At 39.9% G+C, this 12,688-nt stretch carries 11 protein-coding genes; 6 read left to right on the top strand and 5 right to left on the bottom strand.

Going from position 1 to position 12,688, the window contains the following annotated elements:
* The first annotated feature begins 200 nt into the window (after positions 1-200).
* Complete coding sequence (gltP, locus tag F886_RS04705) at positions 201-1,487, top strand: glutamate/aspartate:proton symporter GltP (RefSeq protein WP_004794835.1); 1,287 nt, start codon at positions 201-203, stop codon at positions 1,485-1,487.
* Between the two features lie 58 nt (positions 1,488-1,545).
* Here the strand turns inward: gltP and F886_RS04710 are convergent, their stop codons facing one another.
* The 4 genes from F886_RS04710 to F886_RS04725 form a co-directional block, all read right to left on the bottom strand.
* Positions 1,546-2,646, bottom strand: a complete 1,101-nt coding sequence (locus tag F886_RS04710) for a glycosyltransferase family 4 protein (protein WP_005302081.1) — start codon at positions 2,644-2,646, stop codon at positions 1,546-1,548.
* 234 nt (positions 2,647-2,880) lie between these two features.
* A complete protein-coding gene (locus F886_RS04715) occupies positions 2,881-3,816 on the bottom strand; it encodes an LpxL/LpxP family acyltransferase (protein ID WP_005302084.1) in 936 nt (311 codons plus the stop codon).
* 116 nt (positions 3,817-3,932) lie between these two features.
* Complete coding sequence (locus F886_RS04720; protein WP_004794830.1) at positions 3,933-4,565, bottom strand: LysE family translocator; 633 nt, start codon at positions 4,563-4,565, stop codon at positions 3,933-3,935.
* A 236-nt stretch (positions 4,566-4,801) separates the two neighbouring features.
* Positions 4,802-6,712 carry an ATP-binding cassette domain-containing protein gene (locus F886_RS04725; RefSeq protein WP_005302089.1) on the bottom strand — a complete coding sequence of 637 codons (1,911 nt, stop codon included), beginning with the start codon at positions 6,710-6,712 and terminating at the stop codon, positions 4,802-4,804.
* A 32-nt stretch (positions 6,713-6,744) separates the two neighbouring features.
* Between F886_RS04725 and F886_RS04730 the strand changes: the two genes are divergently transcribed.
* Positions 6,745-6,990 (top strand): SlyX family protein, encoded by a 246-nt coding sequence (locus F886_RS04730; RefSeq protein ID WP_005302092.1) that lies wholly within the window; start codon positions 6,745-6,747, stop codon positions 6,988-6,990.
* 54 nt (positions 6,991-7,044) lie between these two features.
* Here the strand turns inward: F886_RS04730 and F886_RS04735 are convergent, their stop codons facing one another.
* Positions 7,045-8,055 (bottom strand): zinc-binding alcohol dehydrogenase family protein, encoded by a 1,011-nt coding sequence (locus F886_RS04735; RefSeq protein ID WP_005302094.1) that lies wholly within the window; start codon positions 8,053-8,055, stop codon positions 7,045-7,047.
* Between the two features lie 99 nt (positions 8,056-8,154).
* Here F886_RS04735 and F886_RS04740 point away from each other — a divergent pair, with 99 nt between their 5' ends.
* The 4 genes from F886_RS04740 to F886_RS04755 all read left to right on the top strand — a co-directional run bounded on the left by F886_RS04740 (position 8,155) and on the right by F886_RS04755 (position 12,649).
* Positions 8,155-8,532 carry a winged helix-turn-helix transcriptional regulator gene (locus F886_RS04740; RefSeq protein WP_005302097.1) on the top strand — a complete coding sequence of 126 codons (378 nt, stop codon included), beginning with the start codon at positions 8,155-8,157 and terminating at the stop codon, positions 8,530-8,532.
* A 148-nt stretch (positions 8,533-8,680) separates the two neighbouring features.
* Positions 8,681-9,130 (top strand): hypothetical protein, encoded by a 450-nt coding sequence (locus tag F886_RS04745; RefSeq protein ID WP_004794821.1) that lies wholly within the window; start codon positions 8,681-8,683, stop codon positions 9,128-9,130.
* A gap of 35 nt (positions 9,131-9,165) precedes the next feature.
* On the top strand, positions 9,166-11,802 hold the full coding sequence (gene topA / locus F886_RS04750; RefSeq protein ID WP_005302100.1) for a type I DNA topoisomerase: 2,637 nt from the start codon (positions 9,166-9,168) through the stop codon (positions 11,800-11,802).
* 88 nt (positions 11,803-11,890) lie between these two features.
* Positions 11,891-12,649: a hypothetical protein gene (locus tag F886_RS04755; protein ID WP_005302104.1), complete on the top strand. Its 759-nt coding sequence runs from the start codon at positions 11,891-11,893 to the stop codon at positions 12,647-12,649.
* Positions 12,650-12,688: the final 39 nt, after the last annotated feature.

Genomic DNA, 12,688 nt, shown 5'->3' on the forward strand with positions numbered 1-12,688 from the left:
ATCTCAATAGAATGTGCCGATCGTTGACATGTTGGATCGTCAACAGGCATTGTTGTTTATCTCGTCAGATCGGCGAGTTGTGATTTGTTTGTGCATTTAAATTTCTGTTTGGAAATTACTGTACATATTGAGGTTTCACTCTTAGTTAGTGGTCTTCTCCCTCTCATATTTGATACTTTGCGGTGCATAAGGATTGTCTTATGAAGAATTTTAAATTTAGCCTTGCTTGGCAAATTTTAATTGCTTTAATCCTAGGGATAGTTGTCGGGGCTGTTTTACATAACCAGCCTGAAATCAAAGACAGTATTGTAACTAATGTTCTTACGCCACTTGGTAAGATTTTCATTAGCCTGATTAAAATGATTGTTATTCCAATCGTTTTCTCTACCTTGATTTTAGGTATTGCAGGTGTTGGCAGTACGAAAAGTTTAGGGCGACTTGGTTTTAAAACCATTCTCTATTTTGAAATTATTACCACTATTGCTATTTTGGTGGGCTTAGTTGCAGCGAATATCTTCCATCCAGGTTCAGGCATTGATATGTCTCAACTGGTTCAAACTGATATTTCTCAATATAAGCATACAACTGAAGAAGTTCAGTCACAGTCTCATGGCATTATGCAGACAATATTATCGCTTATCCCAACGAACATTATTAGTTCAATGGCGCATGGCGAAATGTTACCTGTGATTTTCTTTGCTGTGTTATTTGGTATTGGTTTGTCTTCATTACCAGCAACAACTAAAGATCCATTATTAAACGTATTTCATGCTGTATCGGAAACAATGTTCCGTGTAACGCACATCATCATGAAATATGCGCCAGTGGGTGTGTTTGGTTTGATTGCAGTAACGGTTGCAAACTTCGGTTTCGCTTCGCTTATCCCTTTAGGCAAGTTAGTCGTGTTGGTATATGGCGCGATCTTGTTCTTTGCTTTGGTGGTACTTGGTTTAACTGCAAAAATGTTCAGCATCAATATCTTTACTTTGTTTAAGATTTTGAAAGATGAATTAATTTTGGCATATTCAACTGCAAGCTCTGAAACAGTTTTACCGCGTATTATGCAAAAGATGGAAGCTTATGGCGCGCCTAAAGCAATTTCTAGTTTTGTAATCCCAACAGGTTATTCATTTAATCTTGACGGTTCTACGCTTTACCAAAGTATCGCGGCAATCTTTATTGCACAGCTTTACGGTATTGAAATGTCAATTAGCCAACAGGTGATTTTAGTTGTAACTTTAATGATTACTTCTAAAGGTATTGCGGGTGTTCCTGGCGTATCATTTGTTGTGTTATTAGCAACATTAGGTAGTGTTGGTATTCCTGTAGAAGGCTTGGCATTTATTGCTGGTGTTGACCGTATCATGGATATGGCACGTACCGCATTGAACGTTGTAGGTAATGCACTTGCAGTACTTGTGATTAGTAAATGGGAAAAACAATACGACTATGAAAAAGCAGCAGCTTATGAAGCATCGCTTAAATAAAGCTGACTTTTTATTGTTGTAATAAAAACCCGCGTTGATCGCGGGTTTTTTTATGAGGTTATTTCACTACAGATTCATATAACGCCAGTGTCTGATCACACATGTCTTTCAAGCTAAACATGGTAACAGGGGCAACAACCTGAGGTTGTTCAATATGCTGTTCCACTGTTTCCAGTAAAGCCTTTTCATTTCCTACTTCAACAAGACCTTGTGGATAGACATTCGATAAAATTTCGGCCACGCCTCCACGGTTCCAGCCAATGACTGGAGTACCGACTGAGAGCGCTTCTAATGCTGTTCTACCGAATGTTTCTGCTTGATTGGATAGAGAGAGCACAATATCGCTAAAAGCGAGCCATTCGCGAATATCTGAGCGATGACCTACAAAGGTAATTTTATCTGCGAGTCCTTTGCTTTGAATGGTACTCTGCAACTCGCTTAGATAGGCCTGTTTTTTTGCATCGGCACCACCAACAACTACCGCATGTAGCTGAGGATATTGTTCACCTAGTTTTTGCATCAATTCAATTAAGCTTTCATGTCCTTTTAAACGCGTAATACGGCCAGGTAAGCATAGTAAGAGTTTATTTTCGAGTTCAGGAAAGTCATTAAAAACTTGATTAAACCATTGTGCTGATGGCTGATAACTATGTGGAAACGCGGCTGGATCAATTCCTCGATAAATTCGAACAATATCTTGGGGAGGGCAGTTTTTATAATGGTCAGTGATATATTTAACTACACTCTCTGAAACAGCAATCACTTTTTCGGCCTGAGTCATAATTGCACTATAACGATTGACTGAATAAAAGCCATGCACCGTGCTAATGAGGTGAGGGCGTTTGTTCGAAGGTATTTTTCTTAAAGCAAAGTGAGTCAGCCAAGCAGGTACGCGTGAGCGTACATGAACAATATCGGGTTGATGCTGTTCAATCAGCTGGCGTAAAGGGCGGATTTGCCACAAGCTTGAAAGTGCTTTTTTATGAATGGGTAGCGTTAAATGAGTAGAACCTTCAGCTTCGAGCTGTGAGACCAAACGGCCACCATTTGAAACAACCAATGATTGGTGGCCTTGTGCAACGAGCGCACGTGCAATTTCTAGTGTGCCGCGTTCTACGCCACCGCTATTGAGTTCTGGGAGAAGTTGCATCACTTTCATTGTTTTTTGCCTTTAGGTTGTAGCAAAGCGGGGTCTTACGGTTTATTCATTCAATAGGTGGAGTTTACTCCTTACTTTTGTTTTGGCAAAAGTAACAAAACCATTTGTTGGACTAACGACACATCCATGATGTTGTAGTCCAACAGGCGACATCCTTGTCGCCTTCGCACGATAGTACATACTGGTGTTTATTTAGATGTTTATAACTACAGTGCGGTCATTACAGAAGATTATTTAATAGATCTCTTCATATCCCTCAGGACGTGTCTTAAATCGACGGTGGAACCACATATATTGAGTCGGTGCGATGCGAAGTTGATTTTCAATAATTTTATTGACGCGTGTTGCATCATCGACTTCGTCTTCACTTGGCATATTGTCGACCGCAGGTTCAATCAGAACATGATATTTCGGGTTCTTAATATCTCCATGGCGATAGAAATATAAAGGCACGGCGACTGCTTTTGAGATTTTTAATAAGCGGCGATGTGCAGTTACTGTGGCAGCAGGTACTCCGAAAAATGGTGCCATAACACCTTGTTTAAGTCCAAAGTCTTGGTCGGGGCTATACCAAATTGCATCGCCATCTTTAAGGTGACGAATTAAACCACGCATATCATCATGGTCGATTTGTGCTTTATAAATCGTGCCACGGCAACGATAAATGAGCATATCGAGCAATGGGTTATTTTGAGGTCGATAGACAACATCTGGTTCAAAATATTGAGCACAAACATAGCCGCCTGCATCAAGAAGCGTGCTGTGAGTCCCTAGTAATAAAACACCTTTGCCTTGAGCTTGAGCATTGGTAATGTACTCTAAACCTTCAATCGTGACTCGATTTTTAAACCAGCGTGGGCTGTACCATGCATTTAAGGTTTCAAACACCCCAAGCATCATATCGACGAAAACTTGTTGAGCTTGTTGTTGAACCTTATCGGCAGACCATTCAGGAAAGCAGACTTCTAAATTACGAATAGTGGTTTTACGGCGTGATTTTAGATATTTCCAAGCTAGATGAGCTACGCCATGCGCCAGACGCCATTGTATGGCCCAAGGTAAAATAGCCAAAAGCATTAAAAAGACAATAGCAATCCAAACACCCCAATATTTAGGCAATAAAAAGGACCATTGAAATTCACCGGGCGTATAAGGCTGCTTTTGGCTCATAACGATATAAAGAGTTCAAAAAGTTAAAACAGGCAAAAGTGTATCACGAACTGAATTTATCGTCGTAATACACTGTTCAATTGAGTGTTAAGAGAGGATGAAATAAGAAGCTTGAGTTATCGGCGATTTTCTAAAAGAATTTTAACAGCGAGTCCTGCTAATACTGTTCCCATGAGCCAGCGTTGTATATTTGCCCAAAGAGGTTTTTGTTGTAGAAAAAGGGCAATGCTACCCGCAGAAAGTACAATAAGCGCATTTACTGAAACGCTGACAAAAATTTGAATCGTACCGAGTTGAATTGATTGCCACAAAATACTGCCTTGTTGTGGATGAATAAACTGTGGCAGTAAAGATAAATACATAATGGCAATTTTCGGATTAAGCAGGTTAGTCGCAAAACCCATTAAAAAAAGTTTAGCTGGGGAGTCTACTGATAAATCTTTTACATTGAAAATAGGAGCGGCATTTGGACGCAGGGCTTTCCATGCAAGCCAGAGTAAATAAATCGCGCCAGCAATACGAATCGTGTCGTAAGCATAAGGAACAGCTACAATTAACGCCGTAATACCAAAAGATGCGCAAAGCATATAAAAGATAAAGCCTACAGCTACGCCACCTAAAGAGATAAATCCAGCGGTTTTCCCTTGGCAAATTGATCGGGAAATAAGGTAAATCATATTGGGACCAGGAGTGAGTACCATCGCCAAACAAATTAGTCCAAATGCTAAAATTTGAGAAAGCTCCAGCATGCCAAAACACTCCAATATTATTATGCTGTTAGATATAACATAATTATTTTTATAAGTCCTATATTCAAGCACAAGGCTATTTTAAAATACTAAAAATAGCCAAGATATAATCCATGATAGGAATGTGATTTATAAGCTTTAAGTTTTTAAAAGCTTATATTCACAATATAAAAAAAAGAGCCTGCTTAATTTAAGAAGGCTCTTTTTTTAGAGGCTTTTTAGGAAAGTAAAATGAATTAGTTTCCTTTACTCATTTGTTCAAGCACGTCCCAACGTTCCAATTTTTCAAGCAGTAATTCTTCAATTTCTGCTAGGCGTTGGCTTGCTTGGGTCGCAGCATCTGCATCTTTAACAAACCATGAACCATCTGCAAGTTTCTCAGAAAGTTCTGCTTGTTCCTTTTCTAAGTTTTCAATTTCAGCGGGTAATTGTTCAAGTTCACGCTGATCTTTATAACTCAGTTTGACCTTTTTAACGGTACTTTGGGCAGCAGCTTTTTCCGCTTCAGCTTTCGCCTGAGCTTTTTTAACATCAGATTTTTGATCGACTACTTTGTCATCTGGACGTTGCTGCAAATAGTCTTGGTAGCCACCGATGTATTCTGCAATATTGCCTTTACCATCAAATACCCACGTAGATGTTACTACGTTATCCATAAATGCACGGTCATGGCTAATGAGTAGCAATGTGCCTTTGTAATCAGACAACATTTCTTCTAGAAGCTCAAGGGTCACCATATCCAAGTCATTGGTTGGCTCATCCATTACAATTAGATTCGACGGTTTGAGTAGCAATTTAGCCAGTAAGATTCGATTTCGTTCACCACCAGAAAGTGCCTTTACCGGAGTACGGGCACGTTCAGGTGAAAATAAGAAGTCTTGAAGGTAGCTGTAAATATGACGACGGTTGCCATTTACATCAACGAAGTCAGAGCCTTCTGAAACGTTTGCCATTACCGTTTTTTCAAGGTCTAAGGCATTACGTAATTGGTCAAAATAGGCAACTTCTAACTGTGTACCTGTTTTAACTGAACCGCCATGTTCGATTTCACCTAAAATGGCTTTAATCAACGTCGTTTTACCAACACCGTTATCACCTACCAAGCCAATACGATCACCACGCATAATAAGGGTAGAGAAATCTTTGATCAGTAAGTTATCATCGTAAGCGACACTTAAATGTTCGATATCAAATACTAATTTACCTGAACGATTTGCGTCTTGAGTTGCCATACTCACTTTGCCTTGTTGTGAGCGGCGTGCTTTCGATTCTTCACGTAAAGCTTTTAAAGCACGAACACGGCCTTCATTACGGGTACGACGTGCTTTAATACCTTGGCGAATCCAAGCTTCTTCCTCAGCTAACTTTTTATCAAATAAAGCATTCTGTTTTTCTTCTGCTTCCATTTGCTGAGCTTTTAGCTCTAAATAGCGAGAATAATTACCTTCATAACCTCGTAAAATACCGCGGTCGAGTTCCACAATTCGAGTTGCAATGCTATCTACAAAAGAACGGTCATGCGAAATAAATAGAAGCGTTAAATTATTTTGATCGAGTAAGAATTTTTCTAACCATTCAATACTTTCAACATCTAAATGGTTCGTTGGTTCATCTAGAAGTAATACGTCTGGCTGTGTTAAAAGAGCGCGTGCGAGTAAGACACGGCGTTTACGTCCACCTGACAGGTCTGCTAAGTCTGCATTTGGATCAAGCCCCATTTTACTTAAAAGAGCATTTACCTTATTTTCTAATGCCCAACCATCTAGTTGGTCTAGCTTATGCTGAAGGTTACCCATGCGATCACAGGCTTCCATATCTCCTAACATACAAGCATCGGTCGCTTCATGATAAGCTCTGAGTACTTCAGAAGCTTCTCCTGCACCATCTGCCACAATGTCAGCTACTTTGCCAGAGTCCATTGGAACGTCTTGGGCTAACATTGAAACAGTTAGACCATTTTGAATGGAAACTTCACCAGAATCTGGTAATAGGCTTCCCTCGATCAGTTTAAGTAAAGTAGACTTACCTTCACCATTACGCCCAATTAAACAGACTCGTTCGCCACGTTCTAGATTAAAGTTCGCGCCATCGAGTAGGGCAGGTCCGCCAAAAGCAAGTTGGACATCCCTTAGGGTAATATAGGCCATAATGTTTTCCAGAATCTCAAATGAGGATTTAAATGACTAAACCACCATATCATGATGATCAAGCGTCATTGTCCGCACCCATTGAAGATTTGCAAGTGCGAATTACATTTTTGGATGATTTAGTTGAAGAATTAAATCAACAACTCGCTATTCAGACCCAAGAAATAGCTGATTTAAAAAAACAAATGCAATTTCTTTATCAACGTGTGGAATCATCGGATTTATCGGAAGGTATTGCACCTTTTGACCCATTAACCAATAAACCTCCTCACTATTAATAAAATGGCAAGTTCAATACTTGCCATTTTATTAGGGAATATCTTCAATTTTACTTAAAAACCATGTAATACGATTTTCCCTTTTGTTGTGCCGCTTTCAATTTGCTGATGAACTCGTTTTAAATTTTCAGCATTAATTGGACTTATAACCTCGGTTACGGTCGTTTTGATTTTTCCTTCGTCAACTAGTTTGCTGACTTCATTTAATAGTTCACTTTGTTTTTGCATATCATCAGTCTGGAACATTGAACGTGTAAACATAAATTCCCAATGCACCGATACAGACTTCGATTTAAAAGGCTTAATATCTAACTGAGCTGGATCATCAATTAAGCCAAAATGACCTTGTGGAGCAATCAACTCTACGATATCTGATAAATGCTGATCTGTTTGAGTCGTTGAGAATACATATAAAGGTGCAGTTAAGCCTAATTGCTTGATTTGGGCTGCTAAAGGCTCTCGATGATCTAATACATAGTCGGCACCAAGTTGCTTAACCCATTCTTTAGTTTCGGCTCGTGAAGCTGTCGCAATAATAGTTAGGTTAGTCAACTGTTTAAGAAGTTGAATTGTGATTGAACCTACACCACCAGCTCCGCCAATTACTAATATTGATGTATTTTCTGGAGCAGCTTTGGGTACTTGTAACCGATCAAATAGCATTTCCCATGCCGTGATAGCAGTTAAAGGAAGAGCAGCTGCTTCAGTTGCTTCTAAAGTTTTTGGTTTATGCCCCACAATACGTTCATCAACCAACTGCAATTCACTATTACTGCCTTGGCGATTGAGTGCGCCTGCATACCAGACTGCATCTCCGACTTTAAATTGTGAAACTTGATCTCCAATTGATTCAACGACACCTACTGCATCCCAACCAAGAGTTTTCCATTGATTATTCTCTGGGCTTACATTGTTGCGAATTTTTGTATCAACTGGATTAACTGAAATCGCCTGAACACGAACAAGTAAATCACGACCTTCTGCAACGGGAGTGTCGAGTTCAATATCAACGAGTGCTTCTGGTGACGTAATGAGACCTGCTTTTTGATATGCCACAGCTTTCATAATAATAATTCCTCTTGTTGAGAGTTTGATCATAACGTAAGCTTAAATTTAGTGACTACAGACAAATAACGCTCATAGTGTCAAAAAGGATACTGTAAAATGGCAAAATTACGACATTCAAGTTTTGATTGCTCTCCGGGTTGTTCAGTGGAGGCGGCCATTAGTTTGATTGACGGAAAGTGGAAATGCGTCATTCTTTGGCATTTATTTAATGAAGGCACCTTACGGTTTAATGAAATTCGAAAGCGTGTTCCGAGCATTACTCAAAGAATGCTGACAAATCAGTTACGTGAGTTAGAGCAAGACGGAATTATTCATCGGGAAGTTTACCCTCAGGTCCCACCTAAAGTGGAATATTGCCTGACCGAATTAGGGCAAAGTCTTGAGCAAATTCTATTTGCTTTAAAACTGTGGGGTGATGCCCATCTTGACCGATTTGGAAAGTTGACACTTGTTAATGATGGTCAGAACTCTTAACTATATTTGAGTGACAACATTGCAATTTGCACCGTGAAATACTGATATTTTAGTTCTTGCGATCTTATCGGGCATTATTTTTCTGATGTAACTTGCGTTTTCTGGTCAGCTTATGCAACTCTAATAAAAGAGATTAATAGGTTTTGCTATGGACAATATGGGAATTTGGGTTACCGTTATCATTGTTCTTTTCGTACTAGGCTCCATTTTTGGTTTAAGAGTGAGCCCACGTGAAAAGGCACTTGGTATTATGCGTGATAAAGCCCGAAAAATAGGGTTACATCCACGTGTAATTGTTGCACCTGAATGGACACATGTTCCAATGGCTACTGAAAAACGTGCCAGCATGGTTGCTTATTATAGTGTATTGATTCCTGATGCCCGTTTATCCTTAATGCGTGCTCGCGTTATAGATGGCAAGTTAAAAGTGGTTCAGGGCGATGAGAAATTTAATGATTCTCCCATTGCATTAAAAGGGATTTATGCTATTGATATGCAGGCAAACTGTGTAGGGCTTTATTGGGATGAGGAATCAGACCTAAGAGCAACACAATTAGATGAGATGAAGGCTTATCTGTTGACCTTGGCTAAAGCCTGATTTTTAAATTTATTGGTATAGGAATAACATTTTATATGGCGAATACCTCGCGCTCTGCATCTCAAAGCACAGCATCTACTGCACCTGCTGCACATAAACGTGCCTTAGTGATTGTGGAGTCGCCTGCCAAAGCGAAAACCATCAATAAATATTTGGGTTCGCAATTCATTGTAAAGTCTTCTGTAGGTCACGTACGTGACTTGCCAACAGGCGGCAGTAAATCAACAGAGAAAAAGCCGGCTGCCCGGACTAAACTCACCGAAGCCGAAAAAGAACAAAAAGCTAGTCAGGCTTTAGTTAATCGTATGGGCGTTGATCCTGAGCATGGTTGGGAAGCTCATTACGAAGTTCTGCCTGGTAAAGAAAATGTTGTAGCTGAACTCAAAAAACTCGCCAAAGATGCCGATGCAATCTATCTCGCAACGGATTTGGATAGAGAAGGGGAAGCCATTGCTTGGCACCTAAGAGAAGTGATTGGTGGTGATGACAGCCGTTATCACCGCGTGGTATTTAACGAAATTACTAAAAATGCCATTCAAGAAGCATTTAAACAGCCAACACGTCTAGATTTAAACCGTGTAAATGCTCAGCAAGCACGCCGTTTCTTAGACCGTGTTGTGGGCTTTATGGTTTCGCCATTACTTTGGGAAAAAATTGCCCGTGGTTTATCAGCTGGACGTGTGCAGTCAGTAGCAGTAAAACTGGTTGTAGAACGTGAGCGAGAAATTCGTGCTTTTATTCCAGAAGAATATTGGCAAGTTTTTGCAGATACCCAAGCGAAAAAAGATGAGATTCGTCTTGAGGCATTTAGACAGGCTGGTAAAACCCTTAAACTGAAAAATAAAGCTGAAACTGATGCTTTATTAGATGTTTTAAAAGGTGCTGAATATAAAGTTGCACAGCGTGAAGATAAACCAACTAAGGTTAATCCAAGCGCACCTTACATTACTTCAACTCTGCAACAGGCTGCGAGTACACGTTTAGGCTTTTCTGTGAAGAAAACCATGATGTTAGCTCAGCGTTTATATGAAGCTGGTTTTATTACCTATATGCGTACTGACTCAACTTTCTTGAGTGATGATGCAGTAAGCATGGTACGTGCGCATATTGAAAGCCAATATGGTGAAAAATATTTACCAGCAAAGCCAAACCGTTACGGGAACAAAGCGGGTGCTCAAGAAGCCCATGAGGCGATTCGTCCGTCAAATGTTGCACTTACAGGTGATCAGCTTGCGGGTGTAGAGCGTGATGCTCAACGTCTATATGATTTGATCTGGCGCCAGTTTGTTGCGTGTCAAATGACACCAGCAGAATATTTGTCTTCTACTTTGATTGTTGAAGCGGCGAATGTTGAGCTAAAGGCGAAGGGCCGTACGCTTGTATTTGAAGGCTTTACTAAAGTACGTGGTGCGAATAAGTCAGATGACGATATTATTTTACCTGCTATTAAAGTAGGCGAAATCTTAAAATTAGAAAAGTTAGATCCAAGTCAGCACTTTACTAAACCACCTGCACGTTTTACTGAAGCATCTTTAGTTAAAGAACTTGAAAAACGTAGTATTGGTCGTCCTTCGACTTATGCAGCGATTATTTCTACTATTCAGGAACGTGGTTACGTTAAGTTAGAAAACCGTCGTCTTTTCGCCGAAAAAATGGGTGAGATTGTGACGGATCGTCTGGATGAAAGTTTTAATAACTTGATGAACTATGCGTTTACGGCAGACCTTGAAGGACAGCTTGATAAAGTTGCAACAGGCGAGCGTAACTGGAAAGAGTTACTCGATACTTTCTACGGCGACTTTAAGAAACGTCTTACTAATGCTCAAGGCGAGCATGGCATGCGCCGTAATCAACCAGTTGAAGTACCAGCTGTACATTGCCCTGAATGCTCACGTCCAATGCAGATTCGTACGGGTACAACTGGTGTATTCTTAGGATGTTCTGGCTATAACTTGCCGCCTAAAGAGCGTTGTAAGGGTACATTGAACTTAACACCTGTTGAGTCTTTAGCTGCGTTATCTGATGATGATGGTGCTGAAACTGCTGACTTGATGTCAAAGCATCGCTGTGCAAAATGTGGCACTGCCATGGACAGCTATGTGATTGATGGTGGTCGTAAATTACACGTATGTGGTAATAACCCTGACTGCGATGGTTTTGAGCTTGAAGAAGGTGAGTTCAAGATTAAGGGTTATGATGGGCCAACGATCCCATGTGATAAATGTGATGGTGAAATGCAGCTTAAGACTGGTCGTTTTGGCCCGTATTTCGCTTGTACAAGCTGTGACAATACCCGTAAGGTCTTGAAAAGTGGTCAACCTGCCCCTCCACGTGTAGAACCGATCAAGATGGAACATTTACGTTCAGCGAAACATGATGACTTCTTTGTGTTGCGTGACGGTGCAGCTGGCTTATTCTTGGCAGCGAGTAAATTCCCGAAAATTCGTGAAACACGTGCACCAAAAGTTGCAGAATTACGTAGTGTGGCAGCTCAGCTTGATCCAAAATATCAATTTATTTTACAAGCGCCAGATGTAGACCCTGAAGGTAATCCAACAATTGTGAAATTCAGTCGTAAGAATCAATCACAATATGTCGGTTCAGAAACCCCAGAAGGTAAACAAACTAAATGGAGCCTAGTTTACCAAGATGGTAAATGGGTTGAAGGCTAATCAAGTCCACCATAAAAAATGCTAGCTCAGCTAGCATTTTTTATGTCTAAAACAATAAAAGAAAATTTTAATTTTATGGGGAATAAGAATGTGGAAAAACATTCGGGTCTTATGTTTATTAATTATTTTATTGATTGTTGCTGTTCAAGCATGGCGAGATCAAAATCAAGATTGGAATCGACCAGTTGTAGTCGTTTTACATCCAGTTAATGCAGATGGTTTAGAGACAACACAGAGCTATATTCATCAGTTGAAAAATGAAGATTTTTGGGCAATTAATAGCTATTTAAGTGAGTGGTCACAGCATTATCGTGGGCAATCAGGAAACTTTATAATTCGCTTAGGACAACAGTTACAGCAACGACCGCCCGAGGTTCCTCAAAATGCCAATATTTTGCATGTTATGTGGTGGAGCTTAAAGTTTCGTTTCTATGCATGGCGACAAAAACAACCCGAAGACAGTGGAGCATCACTCAAACTTTATTTAAATTATTATGATCCCAATTACCAAAAAGTTTTGATTCATTCGACTGCTTTAGAAAAAGGTCGTATTGGTAGTGTGAATTTATTTGCGACTAAAACACAAGCTTCACAAAATCAGGTTGTGATTGTTCATGAGCTATTACATGGCTTTGGGGCACAAGACAAATATGATTTAAAAACAGGACAACCTATTTACCCTTTAGGTTATGCTCAACCTGAAAAAGTGCCTCTATATCCACAAACTAATGCCGAAATCATGGGTGGTCGAACGCCTTTGTCTGAGCAGAGCAATAAAATGCCGAATGGCTTACATGAAACAATAATAGGTTTACCTACAGCTCAAGAAATTGGCTGGGTGAAATAAAACTGTGGATAAATACTGCTTTATCCACATCAATTGTTA

The organism is Acinetobacter sp. NIPH 542, from assembly GCF_000369825.1.
Lineage (GTDB): Bacteria > Pseudomonadota > Gammaproteobacteria > Pseudomonadales > Moraxellaceae > Acinetobacter > Acinetobacter oleivorans.